The organism is Janthinobacterium sp. BJB446, assembly GCF_002735655.1.
Lineage (GTDB): Bacteria > Pseudomonadota > Gammaproteobacteria > Burkholderiales > Burkholderiaceae_D > Janthinobacterium > Janthinobacterium lividum.
This window is the reverse complement of sequence record NZ_PDZK01000002.1, coordinates 57,305-73,039: the sequence shown is the minus strand read 5'-3', so window position 1 is coordinate 73,039 and position 15,735 is coordinate 57,305. Positions and strand designations below refer to the sequence as shown.

Genomic DNA, 15,735 nt, shown 5'->3' with positions numbered 1-15,735 from the left:
TGCCATGCGTCGTGCTAACTCCGGTCACGCCTGCAGCCAGTCGCGATGCACGAGGAAGTCAGTATACAACGCCGCTTCGGGACTGCCCGCTTCCGGGTGCCAGTCGTAGCGCCACTTGACCACGGGCGGCATCGACATCAGGATCGCCTCGGTGCGTCCGCCCGACTGCAGGCCGAACAGGGTGCCGCGGTCGAACACCAGGTTGAACTCGACATAGCGTCCGCGCCGGTAGCACTGGAAATCGCGTTCGCGTTCGCCGTAGGGCGTGTCCTTGCGGCGCGCCAGGATCGGCACATAGGCCTTGACGAAAGCGTCGCCGGCGCTGCGCATCATCGCAAAGCTGTCGTCAAAGCCCAGGGCATTGAAATCGTCGAAGAAGATGCCACCGGCGCCACGCGCTTCGCGCCGGTGCTTCAGGTAGAAATAATCGTCGCACCACTGCTTGAACTTCGGATGCAGTTCGTCGCCAAACGGCGCCAGCGCATCATGGCACACCTGGTGGAAGTGCTTCACGTCGCCCGCGTCGCCATAATACGGCGTCAGGTCCATGCCGCCGCCGAACCACCATACGGGTTCGCCATCGGCATTGACGGTGCTGAAAAACCGCACATTCATGTGCACCGTGGGCGCATACGGATTACGCGGATGCAGCACCAGCGACACGCCCATCGCTTCCCACGCCTTGCCGCCCAGTTCAGGGCGCGCGGCCGCTGCCGATGGCGGCAATGCGGCGCCGGTAACGTGCGAAAAATTCACGCCGCCCCGCTCGAATACATTGCCTTCCTCGATCAGCCGCGAAATGCCGCCGCCGCCCTCGGGGCGCTGCCAGGCATCGGTCAGGAAGGGCTTGCCGTCCTGCGCTTCGAGTGCCTGCACGATACGGCTTTGCAAATCGAGCAAATAGGCCTTGACGGCCGAAGGAGAGGGAGTTGACGACATCGCGTGGGCCGACGAGGCCGAAATAAAAAAGTAAGGACGGATTGTACCCTGTTACGGATTTTTGTGATAGCAAAACCGGCGCTGCTGTTGCCGGCCCTGCTTTACCGAGGCGGCTTGTCCTGCACCACATGGACATCGTATTGCACGCTCTCATGGCCCGGCTGGCGGGCGGCATCGAGTGCTTGCGCCGCACGCTGCTGCCGGTCGTCGCGTTCCACCGTGTCGGCCGGATGCGCCAGTGGTGCCGCAGGCGTTGGCTGCTCGCGCTTGAACCACAACGGCCCCACAATCGCCACGAGCATCAGCATTAGCAGCATCAGCACTATCATCAGGACGTTGAACGGGCGCGCGGCGCGCCGACCATACTGGACCGGCGGTTTGCCGGCAGCATCGACGATCACGCGCGCCAGTGGCGAGCCGTTCGCGCGCGTGCGCGCTTGCAGCTCCTTGTATTGCAGCGGCGATAGCGTGCCCTGTTTCAGCATATGCCGCAAGGCCGCGATGGGCGTGGCGGCCAGGTGGCCGGTTGGCAGGCTGTCGTGGGCGGCGTCGCGCTGCCACGGGTTGATCAGGTTCTGCTGGTACAGCGCGTCGACCGCCTGCCGGTTCACCTGCTGCAGCGCGGCGCTGGCCAGGTGCCGGCGTGGTTCATCGGCGGGCAGCTTGCGCAGCATCTTGAAAAAACGGTCCTCGGGCACGAGTTCGGCGCTCAGCAGCCAGGCCAGCGTCCCGATCTGGTCGGCATTCATCGCCAGCTCCGGCACATCAATGTCTTCGGCGGCATTGTGCGCGCGCTGCAGGTCGATGATCTCCAGTTCGGCCAGCGTATCGTCGTATTCGTCGCTGGTGATCAGGCCGAGGCGCATCAGTTCTGCCAGCGGCAGCAGGCGTGGATCGGTGCTCATGGCTGCAGGCCTCCGGTAAGCAAGCCGTACACGACGGACATGACCAGGATCAGCCCCAGCACGATCAGCGCGCCTTTCCAGGCCGGTGGGCGCTTGTACGGGATGCGGTCGTGGCCATGGCGCAGCCTGGACGCTTCCATGATGTCGCGCGCCAGTTCGCTACCATGTTCACGCACGTGCACTTCCAGCGCTTCGAACTGCGCCGTCGGCAGGATGTTGTTTACCACCAGCCAGCGCATGGCGATCCAGGGCGTATACAACATGCGGTCGGCTGGCGCCGCCGCGTGTGCCGCATCGCGCTGGAACTGGTTCAGCAAATCGAGCTCGTACAAGGCGTCGACCTCGCGGCGGTTGTAGTGCCTCACCCCCTCTGCTGCCAGTGCCTGTTGCCGGGGTGGCAGTTTGGCCACGCGCTTGTCGAAGTCATTCTTGGGCAGCAGATCGGTCAGCAGCAGCCAGCCCAGGGTGCTGGCCAGATCGGCGTCCTGCGCCAGTTCCGGCATGTCCACGGGATCCTCGGGCGGGTGCAGGCGCTCATGGGCGGCGATATCGCGTTCCGCATTGGCCTCGTCCAGTTCCTGCGCGGTGATCAGGCCAAGCTGGTGCAGCTGGCCCAGCGATGCGTGGGGCGGTTCGATATGCATGGACTTACTCTTTTACTTTGGCCAGACGCGGTTCGCCGGCAAATTGCGTCGTCACCGACCAGCCATTGCCGGCCGCGTCGCGCTGGCGGCGCGTGAGCAGCTTCAGCACATGCAGCGCCTCGACGGAAGTATGCGTGGGCACAGGTGGATCGCTTGTCATCGGGAGTGGGTTTGTGAAGAATCAAGATGATAAATTTTACAATGCAATCTCGTTTCTCCAGCGCACTATTGAAGTTGCGCCTGCTCCAGTTCTGTCCTGATGCGCGGTGTTACCGACCAGTTCTTGCCATCCTCGCTGCGCTGGAAAGTAAAGTCGCCTTGCTGCAGCACCGACACTGCCAGCACCTTTGTTGCGGCAGCGGGCGCAAGGTCGTTACGGGCCAGCAGCAGGCGGCAGGAAACCACGCCGGGCAATACTGCCTTGCATGGTCCCAGCGCTTCAATATCGCCGATTTCACGGTAGTGCTGCGGCGACAGCACCGCGTTGAGATTGACATGGTAGAGCGGCTTGCCGCGCAGTGCATCCATGCCGGCCAGCACCGCCTTCTTCAGTCCATCGCGCCCGATGGGCTGGCCCTGCTGCGCAAAGCCGCCATGCCAGGCGATGTCGGCAAAGCGCGTTTGCACGATGCCCGGATGCGCATGGTCATACTCCAGCCGGCTTTTGCGGCGGCCTTCCACGCGCGAAATGGTCCAGGCGTATTGCATCGGCTTGCCGTCCTGGATGACGGTAGCCAGGCAGCCACGGGTTTTTTGCGACCAGGCATAGCCGGCCTGCTTGATATCGTGCAGGCTGAATTTGCCATCCGTGACGGCGGCCACGGTTTGTCTGGTATCACAGCGTGGTACGGCATAGCTGCTGAACCAGTACCAGGCCAGGCCGGCAACGAGCAGCGCGGCAAGCGTCAGCCAGGTCAGGGGGCTCACCGGGGCATCGCGGTCTGGTGCGGCAAGGCCGGGTGGAATGGTCATGGCGAGGAATGGGGGCGGCGATCAAAATGAAAACGGGCCGGGGCGGATGCATTCCGCGCCGGCCCGCCGTGTGATCGTTATGGGGCGATCAATGCTTCAAACCGCGCCAGCCGATGTCGCGGCGGTACTGGGCGCCGTCGAAATGGATTTTTTCCACGGTTTCATACGCCTGCTTCTGCGCCATCTTGATGCTGTCGCCCAGGCCCACCACGCACAGCACGCGGCCGCCGTTGGTGACCAGGCGTTCGCCTTCGATGCGGGTGCCCGCATGGAAGGTGACAGAATCGACGGTTTCGGCCGGGATGTCGCCGATGGATGTGCCCTTGACAGGATCGTCCGGGTAGCCGGCGGCAGCCATGACGACGCCGACGGCCGTGCGGCGGTCCCATTCCAGTTCCACGGCGTCGAGCGTGCCGTTGACGGCGTGCTCCATGACGGTGACCAGGTCGGTTTTCAGGCGCGCCATGATCGGCTGCGTTTCCGGGTCGCCCATGCGGCAGTTGAATTCCAAGGTCTTCGGCGTGCCCTTGTCGTCGATCATCAGGCCAGCGTACAGGAAGCCCGTAAACGTGATGCCATCCTTGGCCATGCCCTGGATGGTCGGCACGATGATTTCGCGCATGACGCGCGCATGCATGGCCGGCGTGACGATAGGCGCCGGCGAATACGCGCCCATGCCGCCCGTGTTCGGGCCCTGGTCGTGGTCTTTCAGGCGCTTATGGTCCTGGCTGGTGGCCAGCGGCAGGATGTTCTTGCCGTCGCACATGACGATGAAGCTCGCTTCTTCGCCGGCGAGGAATTCCTCGATGACGATGCGCGCGCCGGCGTCGCCGAACTGGTTATCGGCCAGCATCATGTCGACCGCCTGGTGCGCTTCTTCCAGGGTCATGGCTACGACGACGCCCTTGCCGGCGGCCAGGCCGTCGGCCTTGATGACGATGGGCGCGCCCATGGCGTCGATGTAGGCGTGCGCGGGAGCGACGTCGGAAAACGTCTGGTAGGCGGCTGTCGGGATGCCGTGGCGCTGCATGAAGGCCTTGGCGAAGTCCTTTGACGATTCCAGCTGCGCCGCTTCTTTCGTCGGGCCGAAGATTTTCAGGCCGCGCGAGCGGAACAGGTTGACGATGCCCGCCGCCAGCGGCACTTCCGGACCGACGACCGTGAGGCCGATGTGTTCCTGTTGAACGAAATCGGCCAGCAATTGCGGGTCGCTGATGTCGAGATTGACCAGGCGCGCATCGCGCGCGGTGCCGCCATTGCCCGGCGCGACATACACCATCTGTATGCGTTCGGACTGGGCCAGTTTCCAGGCCAGGGCGTGTTCGCGGCCGCCAGAGCCGACTACCAGAATTTTCATAGGTACCGTTCGTTCAATGTGGGTTGCAGGGCGGCGGTGCCGCCCTTGATGTTGTTGCTTAATTCTCGATCAGGGCGTTCGTAAACACTTCCTGGACATCGTCCAGCAGTTCCAGCGCATCGATCAGCTTTTGCATCTTGATGGCGTCGTCGCCCGCGTAGACGGTTTCCGTCGCCGGCTTCATGATGACTTCGGCCACTTCAGCCTTGAAGCCGGCCGCTTCCAGCGCTTCCTTGACGGTGGCGAAATCGTGCACGGGAGTGACCACTTCGAAGCCGCCTTCTTCATCGGCGATGACGTCGTCGGCACCCGCTTCCAGTGCCGCTTCCATCAGCTTGTCTTCGTCGGTGCCCGGCGCGAACAGCAGCTGGCCGCAGTGCTGGAACATGAAGGCAACCGAGCCTTCATTGCCCATGTTGCCGCCATTCTTGTTGAAGGCGTTGCGCACTTCGGCCACCGTGCGCACCTTGTTGTCGGTCATGCATTCGACGATGACGGCCGCGCCGCCCACGCCGTAGCCTTCGTAGCGCACTTCCTCGTAGTTGGCGCCGTCGACGCCGCCGCTGCCGCGGTTGATCGCGCGCTGGACGTTGTCTTTTGGCATGTTCGCATCGGCCGCCTTGTCAACCGCCAGGCGCAGGCGCGGATTGGTGATGGCATCGGCGCCGCCCATGCGGGCCGCGACCGTGATTTCCTTGATCAGGCGCGTCCAGATTTTGCCGCGCTTGGCATCGGTGGCAGCCTTTTTATGCTTGATGTTGGCCCATTTGCTATGTCCTGCCATGTCGAATCTTCCTTAGACGGGTGTTCAATTGTGGCCGACATTTTAGCATATCGGCCCCCCGCAAAGCGGCATGGCCCCGTCATCAAGCGGACACATTTTGTTGTTAAAGTGACGCGCTTTCACCATATCGAGGGCGCGACATCATGGCAAATCAAATGGACAGGCGGCAATTTCTGAAATTGGGCGGCTTTATCACCGTCTCCGTCGCCACCGCCGGCCTCGCCGCCTGCGGCAGCACCGATTACAGCGATCCTGGCGTGCCGCTGGCCTCGGGCAGCGACTGGAAATTCCCGCAAAGCGTGGCCTCGGGCGACCCGCGCGCCGACAGCGCCATGCTGTGGACGCGCGTCGTGCCCGCCAGTTTTGATGCCGTCGCGCCCGCCGTGGCCGGCAAGGACGAGGTCGCCGTACGCCTGATCGTCAGCGCCAGCGACAATACGGCCGCCCTGGGCGGCAATACGGCCCTGGCCGGCACGCCCATCGTCGATGCCAAGCTGCCGCTGAAAGCCGATTTCGACAATACCCTGCGCCACAAGGTGACGGGTTTGCAGCCGGGCCAGGTGTATTTTTACCAGTTCATCGCCGGCGACATGCGCTCGAACGTGGGCCGCTTCAAGACGGCGCCCGCCGCCACGGCCGACGTGCCGCAGCTGCAGTTCGCCTACCTGACGTGCCAGGACTGGAGCATCAACCACTGGGGCGCGCTGTCGCACATCGCCGCCAATGAAAGCCTGGATTTCATCGTCCACCTGGGCGATTACATCTATGAAACGGTGGGCGAGGCCTTCCAGAGCGGCGCCGTGGAAAGCCGCCACGACCAGCTGAAACTGCCGGACGGCACGTATAAAAGCGGCACGTCCGGCGCGAAGTACGCCACCACCGTGGCCGATTACCGCTACCTGTACAAGAAATACCGCACCGATGCGCGCCTGCAAGCCGTGCACGAACGCTTTGCCTTCATCGCCATCTGGGATGATCACGAATTCACGGACGACGCCTGGCAGGACGCCTCCACCTACGAGGGCATCGTGGCCGCCGACGGCAGCGATTTGCACCAGCCGGCCCGCCGCCGCAGCGCCAACCAGGCGTGGTTCGAATACATGCCGGCCGACGTCACGTTCGATGCCGCCGCGACAACGTTCCAGAACATCCAGATCTACCGCGATTTCCAGTTCGGCAAACTGATGCAGCTGGTGATGACGGACGAGCGCCTGTACCGCGCCGACCATGCGATCGCCGAGTCGACCATCAATCCTGCCACGGGCAAGCCGCTGGGCAGCATCGGCAGCCGCTATCTGGTGCCGCAAGCGCTGTTCGACAGCGTGGAAGGGCAGAAGATGGCCGCCGCCACCAAGGCCGGCGCCGACCCGCTGGCTGCCGTCGGCATGCTGGGCACGACCCAGCGCGACTGGTGGAAGAGCAAGATGAAGGCGGCGACGTCCACCTGGAAGCTGTGGGGCAATGAAGTGTCGCTGCTGCGCATGGGCTTGAATGGCACGGATGCGATCGCCACCTTGCTGGCCCTGAGCGCCATGTCGAACGTGGGCAAGGCCATCGCCAGCACCCTGCCTTTGGTGGGCGGCAGCGTGCCACTGGCCTGCGCCATCGTGGCGGCCTCGACGGCGGGCGCCTCATCAACCGTGGCGCAAGCGGCGGCCATGGCGATTGCCGGCGCGGCAGCCAATGCCAGTGCGCAGGGCGCCGCTGCCGTGGGCGCCGGCTTGAGCGCGGCCCAGGCCGGCATCACGGTAGCCGCCTACAACAGCGCTTCGCCGGCCGCCGCCGCGCAAGTGATCGCCTTCGGCTGGATCAAGCCCGACGTGCAGGCCAAGGGCGCTGCGTCAAGCTTTGTCACCGCTTCCGGCCAGCAGGCGGCGCTGGCGCCATTCTTCACGCGCTTCCTGCTCAATTGCGACCAGTGGGATGGCTACAACAGCGAGCGCAAGAACCTGATGGCGCACCTGAAAAACAATGCCATCGGCAACGTGGTGGCGATTACCGGCGATATCCACTCGTTTTTTGCGGGCACGGTCAGCGACGATTTCGACGCCGCCGGCGGCGGCACGCCCGTCATGGTGGACCTGGTGTCGGCCGGCGTCAGCTCCGATTCCTTCTTCAGTTACCTGAAATCGGCCGCCGGCAGCATGGGCGATATCGGCACCCTCGTCAGCTATCCGCTGGCCATTCCCGTCACGGGCCTGGGCACGGTGAATCTCGACATCAACCTGCTCGACTACACCATGGGCAAGGCGGCGCCCACCATCGACAGCCTGCTGGAGCAATTGCGCGTGCAGCTGCGCGGCGCCCTGGCCGCCAAGGGCGTGCCGGAGGCGCAGCTCGATGCCACGGTAGCTGCCGTGCAGGCTGGCTTGAAAGCGAGCACTGACTTCAGCGCGACCCTGCTGGGCCTGGCGCAGCAATTGTCCGGCCTGGGCAACAACCCGTGGATCAAGCATTTGAATACGGATGCGCAGGGCTACACGGTGGTCACTTTGACGCCGGGCAAGCTGGTGGCGCAGTTCAAGCAGGTAAATAAACTGATCGGCACGGCGGCACCAAGCAACGTGATTGCGCGGGTGACGACGGCGACGGTGACGGCGGGCGCGGCGGCGGTGGTGGTGTCTTAAAATTATTTATTAAACGTCAAGCCCAAAGCAAGGGCTGGGGTCAGACCCTCAGGGTCCGACCCCGGTTTTTGCCGTCGGGCTTATCAGCCGCCTGTCGCTTTTGCCTTACAATCTGGAGATGAGCTCCAGTTCCCCGCAAGCATCTCCTCCCTCGCTTCCCCGTTCCGTCTACCTCGGTGGCCTGGCCATCGCCGTGGGCGGGGCGGTGCTGTTTTCCACCAAGGCCATCGTCGCCAAGCTGCTGTACCGTTACCAGATCGACGCCGTCACCCTGATCGCCTTCAGGATGATTTTTTCGCTGCCCGTTTTTGCCGTCATCGCGTACTGGCAGATGCGCACGGAGCCGCCGCTATCAAACAGCGACCGGCTGCGCCTCGTCGGGCTGGGCCTCGTCGGCTACTACCTGTCCAGCTATCTGGATTTTCTGGGCCTGCAATACATTTCCGTGGGGCTGGAGCGGCTGATCCTGTTCCTCACGCCCACCTTCGTACTGCTGATTACCACCGTGTACTTCAAGCAGCGCATCAGCCGCCTGCAGTGGCTGGCACTGTTCACGTCCTATTGCGGCATCGTGCTGGTGTTCGTGCACGACTTGCAGGGCGGCGCCAGCAATGTGGCGCTGGGGTCGACTCTGGTGCTGGGTTCGGCTTGCGCGTATGCCGTGTATCTGCTGGGCTCGGGTGAACTGGTCAAGCGCATCGGCTCGATGCGCCTGGTTAGCTATGCGATGTGCGTGGCCAGCTTTGCCTGCATCTTTCAATTCTTCATCCTGCGTCCCGTCGAGCTGCTGATCCAGCCCATGCCCGTGTATGGCTTGTCTTTGCTGAACGGCATCTTTTGCACGGTGATGCCCGTCTTCATGACGATGATCGCCGTCGAGCGCATCGGCGCGCCCGTCGCCTCGCAAGCGGGCATGATCGGTCCCGTGTCGACCCTGTTCCTGGGCGCCATGATTCTCGATGAACCGATCACCAACTGGCAACTGGCTGGCACCAGCCTGGTCTTGGCCGGTATCTACTTGCTGTCGAAAAAGAAATAATTCCTCCACCCACTGAAATGGTCCTCACCATGAAAACACGTATCGCCCTGATTGCCCACGACAAGAAAAAAGATGACATGATTACCCTGGCGGGCGAATACCTGGACTTTTTGAAGGGTTGCGAACTGTCGGCCACGGGCACCACGGGCGGCCGCCTGATCAACGAACTGGGCCTGGCGGTCGAACGCAAGCATTCCGGTCCGTTCGGCGGCGACTTGCAGATCGGCTCGCTGCTGGTGGAAGGCTTGATCGATTGCGTGATTTTCCTGCGCGACCCGATGACGCCGCAGCCGCACGAGCCGGACATCAACGCCCTGGTGCGCGCCTGCGACGTGCACAACGTGGCGTGCGCGACGAATCTGTCATCGGCGCACCTGGTGCTGTCGCAGTTGCAGGCGCGGGCCAGCGCGGCCGCCTGACGTTTTTCCCGATTCTTCTTCAAGGAGCATACTGTGAGTGCAACGATTACCACCAAGGCCATCCGCGTGCAGCGCGTGGGCGGCCCGGAAGTGATGGAATATGTGGACGTGGAACTGCCGCCGCCCGGCCCCGGCGAGGCGCGCGTGAAACACGAGGCCATTGGCCTCAATTTCATCGACGTGTATTTCCGCACTGGCCTGTACCCGCAGCCGCTGCCCAATGGCCTCGGTGTCGAGGGCGCGGGCATCGTCGAGGCAGTGGGCGAGGGCGTCACGGAAGTGAAAATCGGCGACCGGGTGGCGTATGCGGCGCGCATCAATGGCGCGTATGCGCAGCAGCGCAACTTGCCGGCGGCCCTGCTGCTGGTGTTGCCCGAGCGCATCGCTTTCGATACGGCCGCCGCCATGATGCTGCAAGGCTTGACGGTGCAATACCTGTTCCACCGCACGGTGGCCCTGAAGGCGGGCGATACCGTCCTGTTCCACGCGGCCGCGGGCGGCGTTGGCCTGATCGCCTGCCAGTGGGCGAAAGTGCTGGGCGTGAACCTGATCGGCACGGCCGGTTCCGATGAAAAGGCGGCCCTGGCCAAGGCGCATGGCGCCGCCCACGTCATCAACTACAACACGGAAAACTTCGTCGAGCGCGTGCGCGAGATCACGGGCGGCAAGGGCGTCTCCGTGGTGTACGATTCCATCGGCAAGAATACGTTTACGGGTTCGCTCGACTGCCTGGCGCCGCTGGGCATGATGGTCAGCTTCGGCAACGCGTCCGGTCCCGTGCCGGCCTTCACCCTCAGTGAGCTGGCGTCGCGCGGCTCGCTGTTCCTCACGCGCCCGGCCCTGTTCAGCTATGCCTCGAACCGCGCGAACCTGGAAGAAATGGCCACCTCGCTGTTCGGCGTCGTCAGCAGCGGCGAAGTGCAGATCGAGATCAACCAGCGCTACAGCCTGGCCCATATCGCCCAGGCGCACACGGACCTGGAAGGGCGCAAGACGACCGGTTCCACTATCATCGTGCCATGAGCGGCAGCGATGACGGCACGCCGAAGTTCGGCCGCCTGCTGATCGTGCTGTTATTGGCGGTGGCCCTGATCGGCGCGCTCACCTTTGCGGCAGAGGCGTATTATTCGTAGGCATAAAAAAACCGGCTGGCGCATCGCTGCACCAGCCGGTTTTTTTAAAGTACTCCAGACTTCTCGCGCCTGACAAAACCGTAGCGAGCGGCAGTGATTTGTGGCCGAGAAGCGCAACCGTACTTTAGTACGGGGGCGCCGAGACGGTGAGCATCGCCGGCCGCAAAGCGCGACGCGCAGTAGGTTTTGGCTGGCGCTCTCAGTCTATCTTGACTTCCACCTTGCGGGGCACGCCGCTCTGGCCGGGGAAGTCGGCAAAGGCGCTGGCCACCATGGCGGGCATCACCTGCGGCGTGGCGCGCTTGTTGCTGGTCGATTGCACGGTCACGTCATACAGTTTCTTGCCGTTGCGGTCATTGATCGTCACGCGCAATTCGCGTTCGTATTTATGGCGCACGCTTTCTTCCATGTCCATCGGGCCATACCAGTAGGGGTTATAGCCAAAGCGGCCATAGCCTGGCCATGCGCCGTAGCGGTAGCCGTAGCGGCCAGGCCAGTAGCCGGGGCCATACCAGAATGGATCGGACGCCTGCAGCACGCGCTCAGGATAGTCGACGGTGGAAAACTGCATCGCCACGCGCAAATTGGCTGCCGCAGGGCCGGAAGCTTCGCCGAAGCCGTGCTTGGCCAGTTCCGCGCGCACCAGGTTCTGGTAGCTGCGGTATTCCAGCGTGTCGTTTTCCGCCGCTGGTGCTTCAAACGCATACGATTTGTCCTGCAATTGCGCAGGCCACTCGTGGAAGACGGTGACGTCGCTGCGTATGGTGGTGGCGCATCCGGTCAGCAACACGGTCAATGCGGCCATCATGATGGTGAGATAACGTTTCATTGCATGACCTCCTGATAGTAGACACAATTCATCGCTTAGTATTATAAGAATAGTTCTATTTGTTTCTATTCATTATTACAGAATGTTACCGAGCATGTCGGCGTGTAAGGGAATCCAACATTCCTGGCCTGAATCGCGACTATCGGGGGCTGGTGTTGGTAAAATAGGCTTTTGCCTCCGCTCCCACCCAAATCCCTATGCGCACAGACAGCCCTCAGACGATTTACCGCAAAGATTACACGCCGCCCAGCTTCCTGGTCGACAGCGTCGAACTTGGTTTCGATCTCGATCCCGCCCGCACAGTGGTGGCGAGCCGGATCCGCATGCGCCACAACCCGGCCAGCACCAGCCGCAGCATCGAATTGCACGGCGAACATATTGAACTGGTGCAAGTCCGCCTGAACGGCAAGCTGCTCAAGCCGTCGCAGTACAAGCTGACGGCCAGCATGCTGACCATTCCCAAGGCACCGGACGATGTTACGCTCGATATCGAAACCGTGCTGGCGCCGCAGGACAATACCTCGCTGTCCGGCCTGTACGTGTCGAACCATAATTTCTTCACGCAGTGCGAAGCGGAAGGCTTCCGCCGCATCACCTTCTTCCCGGACCGCCCGGACGTGATGGCCAAGTACACGGTCATGCTGCGTGCCGACAAGGAGCAATATCCGGTACTGCTATCGAACGGCAACCTGATCGAAGAGGGCGACCTCGGTGACGGCCGCCATTACGCCAAGTGGGAAGACCCGTTCAAGAAGCCGTCCTACCTGTTCGCCCTGGTCGCCGCGCGCCTGGTGTGCCAGGAAGAGCGCTACACCTTGAAGTCGGGCCGCGAAGTGCTGCTGCAAGTGTGGGTGGAAGACGGCAACCTCGATAAGACCGACTACGCCATGCAGTCGCTGAAAAACTCGATCCGCTGGGACGAGGAGCGCTTCGGCCTGGAACTGGACCTGGACCGCTTCATGATCGTCGCCGTGGGCGACTTCAACATGGGCGCCATGGAAAACAAGGGGCTGAACATCTTCAATACCAAGTATGTGCTGGCCAATGCGCGCGTGGCGACCGACGTCGATTACGCGGGCATCGAAGCGGTGGTGGGCCATGAATACTTCCATAACTGGACCGGTAACCGCGTGACGTGCCGCGACTGGTTCCAGCTGTCGCTGAAGGAAGGCTTGACGGTGTTCCGCGACCAGGAATTCTCGGCTGACATGATCGGCACGGATACGGGCCGCGCCGTCACGCGCATCGACCAGGTGCGCACCCTGCGCCAGGCGCAGTTCCCTGAAGACGCGGGCCCGATGGCCCATCCCGTGCGTCCCGATTCCTTCGTCGAGATCAATAACTTTTATACGGTCACGATCTACGAAAAGGGCGCCGAAGTGGTGCGCATGTACCAGACCCTCGTGGGCCGCGACGGCTTCCGCAAGGGCATGGACCTGTATTTCGAGCGCCACGATGGCCAGGCCGTCCAGTGCGACGACTTCCGCGCCGCCATGGCCGACGCGAATGGCCGCGACTTCAGCCAGTTCGAGCGCTGGTACAGCCAGGCCGGCACGCCCATCGTCACCGCCTCCACGCGCTACGATGCCGCCAGCCAGACGTTCGAGCTGACCCTGGCGCAAAGCTGCCCCGCCACGCCGGGCCAGCCGAAAAAACTGCCGTTCCACATTCCCGTCACCGTCGGCCTGCTGGCTGCCGATGGCGGCGACCTGCCGCTGTACGTGGATGGCGTGGCATCGAACGGCGCCACCAGCGTCGTGCTGGAATTGACGCAAGCGTCGCAGACTTTCCGCTTCACGAATGTGACGCAAGCCCCCGTGCCGTCGCTGCTGCGCGACTTTTCCGCGCCCGTGGTGCTCGAATACGGCTATACCGACGCCGAACTGCTGCACCTGTTCCGCCACGACAGCGATCCCGTGAACCGCTGGGAAGCGGGCCAGCGCCTGGCCATGGAGCGCCTGCTGAAACTGACCGGCGCCGTCGCCGCAGGCGAAGCGCTGGCGCTGGACGACACCTTCATCGAAGCGCAGCGCGCCTTGCTGGCCGATGAAACGCTCGATCCTGCCTTCCGCGAGCTGGCCCTGATCCTGCCGTCGGAAACCATCATCGCCGAGCGCCTGGCGCAAGTCGATCCGCAGGCCATCCATGCGGCGCGCCAGTTCATGCGCCGCACCATCGCTGCCGCGCTGAAACCTGAGCTGCTGGCGCAATACCACGCCAACCAGACGCCGGGCGAGTACAGCCCGGACGCCCTGTCGGCCGGCAAGCGCGCGCTGAAAAACCTGGCCCTGTCGTATCTGCTGATTGCGCCCGCAGCGGCGGAGCTGGACCTGGCGCGGCTGCAGTTCGACAATGCCGGCAACATGACGGACCGCGCCGCGGCGCTGGCGGCGCTGATTCATTCCGGCTCGCAGCCGCATGCGCAGGCGGCCCTGGCCAGCTTCTATGGCGATTTCGAGAACGAGGCGCTGGTGGTCGACAAGTGGTTCGCCATGCAGGCGGCCGCGCCATCGACCGATGTGCAAGCCGTGCGTCAACTGATGACGCATCCGGCCTTCACCCTGAAAAACCCGAACCGCGCGCGCAGCCTGATCTTCAATTTCACCAACGCCAATCCGTCGCAATTCCATGCGGCTGACGGCAGCGGCTATGCCTTTTGGGCCGAACAAGTCATCGCGCTCGACGCGCTGAACCCGCAAGTGGCGGCCCGCCTGGCGCGCTCCATGGACCGCTGGCGCCGTTACGTGCCCGCGCTGCAAAGCCACATGCGCGAGGCGCTGGAAAAAGTCGCCGGCCAGGCCAGCCTGTCGAATGATGTGATGGAAGTCGTCAGCAAGGCATTGGCCAATTAACACCGCAATAATTCATCAAAACAGAGGGATTACATGAAACGCATCAGTCTTACGCAATACCTGGTTGAAGAGCAGCGCTCGAACAACAGCATTCCGGCCGAACTGCGCCTGCTGATCGAAGTCGTCGCGCGCGCTTGCAAAACCATCAGCCACGCTGTCGGCAAGGGCGCCCTCGGTGAAGTGCTGGGCACGGCCGACACGGAAAACGTGCAGGGCGAAGTACAGAAGAAACTCGACATCATCTCCAACGAGATCCTGCTCGAAGCGAATGAGTGGGGCGGCCACCTGGCGGCCATGGCGTCGGAAGAGATGGAATCGATCCACCCGATCCCGAACCGCTATCCGAAGGGCGAATACATGCTGCTGTTCGATCCACTGGATGGTTCCTCGAACATCGATGTCAATGTGTCGATCGGCACCATCTTCTCGGTACTGAAGGCGCCGGACGGCATGGGTCAGCCGACCGAGCAGGACTTCATGCAGGCGGGCAGCAAGCAAGTGGCGGCCGGCTATGCCGTGTACGGCCCGCAAACCATGCTGGTACTGACCTTCGGCAATGGCGTGAACTGCTTTACCCTGGACCGCGAGATGGGTTCGTGGGTCCTCACGCAAAGCAATATGCAGATTCCGCCGACGACGAAGGAATTCGCCATCAATATGTCGAACGCGCGCCACTGGCATCCGCCCGTGAAACGCTATGTCGATGAACTGCTGGCCGGCGACACGGGCCCGCGCGGCACCAACTTCAACATGCGCTGGATCGCCTCGATGGTGGCCGACGTGCACCGCATCCTGAACCGCGGCGGCATCTTCATGTACCCTGCCGACCTGCGCGATACGTCGATGCCGGGCAAGCTGCGCCTGATGTACGAAGCGAATCCGATGGCCTTCATCGTCGAGCAAGCCGGCGGCGCAGCCACCGACGGCCAGCAGCGCATCATGGACATCGCCCCGCACAAGCTGCACCAGCGCGTGCCCGTCTTCCTCGGCTCGAAAGACGAAGTGGCCCGCGTGACCGCCTACCACGCGGAGTAAAAAGCCGCACTTTTCCACGATTTTCAGCGGCCCGTAGCCGGGCCGCTAAAAAAATGCAAAAAAGTTCGCGTTGACACTAGCAAATTTTGTGCATTGTTTGTAGAATGTGGGTCTTCGCCGTTGTAGCTCAGTTGGTAGAGCAGCACATTCGTAATGTGAAGGTCGCCAGTTCGATTCCGGCCAACGGCACCAAGTTTCAT

General features: G+C 62.8%; 14 protein-coding genes and 1 tRNA gene. 7 read left to right on the top strand and 8 right to left on the bottom strand.

Annotated elements, in window-relative coordinates:
* Positions 1–24: 24 nt before the first annotated feature.
* From hemF to CSQ92_RS15985, 7 genes are all read right to left on the bottom strand, one after another.
* Positions 25–939 (bottom strand): oxygen-dependent coproporphyrinogen oxidase, encoded by a 915-nt coding sequence (gene hemF / locus CSQ92_RS16010; protein WP_034786480.1) that lies wholly within the window; start codon positions 937–939, stop codon positions 25–27.
* A 101-nt stretch (positions 940–1,040) separates the two neighbouring features.
* A complete protein-coding gene (locus CSQ92_RS16005; RefSeq protein ID WP_099394764.1) occupies positions 1,041–1,844 on the bottom strand; it encodes a hypothetical protein in 804 nt (267 codons plus the stop codon).
* Positions 1,841–2,488 (bottom strand): hypothetical protein, encoded by a 648-nt coding sequence (locus CSQ92_RS16000; RefSeq protein ID WP_099394763.1) that lies wholly within the window; start codon positions 2,486–2,488, stop codon positions 1,841–1,843. The genes CSQ92_RS16005 and CSQ92_RS16000 overlap by 4 nt, the downstream gene beginning before the upstream one ends.
* A gap of 4 nt (positions 2,489–2,492) precedes the next feature.
* Complete coding sequence (locus CSQ92_RS29075) at positions 2,493–2,630, bottom strand: hypothetical protein (protein WP_180277039.1); 138 nt, start codon at positions 2,628–2,630, stop codon at positions 2,493–2,495.
* An 83-nt stretch (positions 2,631–2,713) separates the two neighbouring features.
* On the bottom strand, positions 2,714–3,460 hold the full coding sequence (locus tag CSQ92_RS15995) for a hypothetical protein (protein ID WP_099394762.1): 747 nt from the start codon (positions 3,458–3,460) through the stop codon (positions 2,714–2,716).
* An 88-nt stretch (positions 3,461–3,548) separates the two neighbouring features.
* Complete coding sequence (purD, locus tag CSQ92_RS15990) at positions 3,549–4,817, bottom strand: phosphoribosylamine--glycine ligase (protein ID WP_070254269.1); 1,269 nt, start codon at positions 4,815–4,817, stop codon at positions 3,549–3,551.
* Between the two features lie 58 nt (positions 4,818–4,875).
* The gene (locus tag CSQ92_RS15985; RefSeq protein ID WP_034786485.1) at positions 4,876–5,601 is read right to left on the bottom strand and encodes a YebC/PmpR family DNA-binding transcriptional regulator; all 726 of its coding nucleotides are present in this window, start codon (positions 5,599–5,601) and stop codon (positions 4,876–4,878) included.
* Positions 5,602–5,744: 143 nt separating this feature from the next.
* Here CSQ92_RS15985 and CSQ92_RS15980 point away from each other — a divergent pair, with 143 nt between their 5' ends.
* The 4 genes from CSQ92_RS15980 (at position 5,745) to CSQ92_RS15965 (ending at position 10,709) form a co-directional block, all read left to right on the top strand.
* Positions 5,745–8,228: an alkaline phosphatase D family protein gene (locus CSQ92_RS15980; protein WP_257219251.1), complete on the top strand. Its 2,484-nt coding sequence runs from the start codon at positions 5,745–5,747 to the stop codon at positions 8,226–8,228.
* Positions 8,229–8,346: 118 nt separating this feature from the next.
* A complete protein-coding gene (locus tag CSQ92_RS15975) occupies positions 8,347–9,267 on the top strand; it encodes a DMT family transporter (protein ID WP_099394760.1) in 921 nt (306 codons plus the stop codon).
* Between the two features lie 29 nt (positions 9,268–9,296).
* Positions 9,297–9,686, top strand: coding sequence for a methylglyoxal synthase (locus tag CSQ92_RS15970; protein ID WP_034786684.1), 390 nt, complete (start codon positions 9,297–9,299; stop codon positions 9,684–9,686).
* A 93-nt stretch (positions 9,687–9,779) separates the two neighbouring features.
* The gene (locus CSQ92_RS15965) at positions 9,780–10,709 is read left to right on the top strand and encodes a quinone oxidoreductase family protein (RefSeq protein WP_257219283.1); all 930 of its coding nucleotides are present in this window, start codon (positions 9,780–9,782) and stop codon (positions 10,707–10,709) included.
* 309 nt (positions 10,710–11,018) lie between these two features.
* Here the strand turns inward: CSQ92_RS15965 and CSQ92_RS15960 are convergent, their stop codons facing one another.
* Complete coding sequence (locus CSQ92_RS15960) at positions 11,019–11,648, bottom strand: DUF4136 domain-containing protein (RefSeq protein ID WP_099394759.1); 630 nt, start codon at positions 11,646–11,648, stop codon at positions 11,019–11,021.
* A gap of 197 nt (positions 11,649–11,845) precedes the next feature.
* Here CSQ92_RS15960 and pepN point away from each other — a divergent pair, with 197 nt between their 5' ends.
* The 3 genes from pepN (at position 11,846) to CSQ92_RS15945 (ending at position 15,727) form a co-directional block, all read left to right on the top strand.
* Positions 11,846–14,500, top strand: coding sequence for an aminopeptidase N (gene pepN, locus CSQ92_RS15955; RefSeq protein WP_099394758.1), 2,655 nt, complete (start codon positions 11,846–11,848; stop codon positions 14,498–14,500).
* Between the two features lie 33 nt (positions 14,501–14,533).
* Positions 14,534–15,535: a class 1 fructose-bisphosphatase gene (locus CSQ92_RS15950; RefSeq protein WP_034747152.1), complete on the top strand. Its 1,002-nt coding sequence runs from the start codon at positions 14,534–14,536 to the stop codon at positions 15,533–15,535.
* Between the two features lie 116 nt (positions 15,536–15,651).
* A tRNA-Thr gene (locus CSQ92_RS15945) sits at positions 15,652–15,727 on the top strand.
* Positions 15,728–15,735: the final 8 nt, after the last annotated feature.

Coding starts and splice junctions, on each gene's coding strand:
- CSQ92_RS16005 (WP_099394764.1), bottom strand. CDS start 1,844: ATGAGCACCGATCCACGCCTGCTGCCGCTGGCAGAACTGATGCGCCTC.
- CSQ92_RS15960 (WP_099394759.1), bottom strand. CDS start 11,648: ATGAAACGTTATCTCACCATCATGATGGCCGCATTGACCGTGTTGCTG.
- CSQ92_RS15970 (WP_034786684.1), top strand. CDS start 9,297: ATGAAAACACGTATCGCCCTGATTGCCCACGACAAGAAAAAAGATGAC.
- CSQ92_RS16000 (WP_099394763.1), bottom strand. CDS start 2,488: ATGCATATCGAACCGCCCCACGCATCGCTGGGCCAGCTGCACCAGCTT.
- hemF (WP_034786480.1), bottom strand. CDS start 939: ATGTCGTCAACTCCCTCTCCTTCGGCCGTCAAGGCCTATTTGCTCGAT.
- CSQ92_RS15985 (WP_034786485.1), bottom strand. CDS start 5,601: ATGGCAGGACATAGCAAATGGGCCAACATCAAGCATAAAAAGGCTGCC.
- purD (WP_070254269.1), bottom strand. CDS start 4,817: ATGAAAATTCTGGTAGTCGGCTCTGGCGGCCGCGAACACGCCCTGGCC.
- pepN (WP_099394758.1), top strand. CDS start 11,846: ATGCGCACAGACAGCCCTCAGACGATTTACCGCAAAGATTACACGCCG.
- CSQ92_RS15980 (WP_257219251.1), top strand. CDS start 5,745: ATGGCAAATCAAATGGACAGGCGGCAATTTCTGAAATTGGGCGGCTTT.
- CSQ92_RS15975 (WP_099394760.1), top strand. CDS start 8,347: ATGAGCTCCAGTTCCCCGCAAGCATCTCCTCCCTCGCTTCCCCGTTCC.
- CSQ92_RS15995 (WP_099394762.1), bottom strand. CDS start 3,460: ATGACCATTCCACCCGGCCTTGCCGCACCAGACCGCGATGCCCCGGTG.
- CSQ92_RS15965 (WP_257219283.1), top strand. CDS start 9,780: ATGGAATATGTGGACGTGGAACTGCCGCCGCCCGGCCCCGGCGAGGCG.
- CSQ92_RS15950 (WP_034747152.1), top strand. CDS start 14,534: ATGAAACGCATCAGTCTTACGCAATACCTGGTTGAAGAGCAGCGCTCG.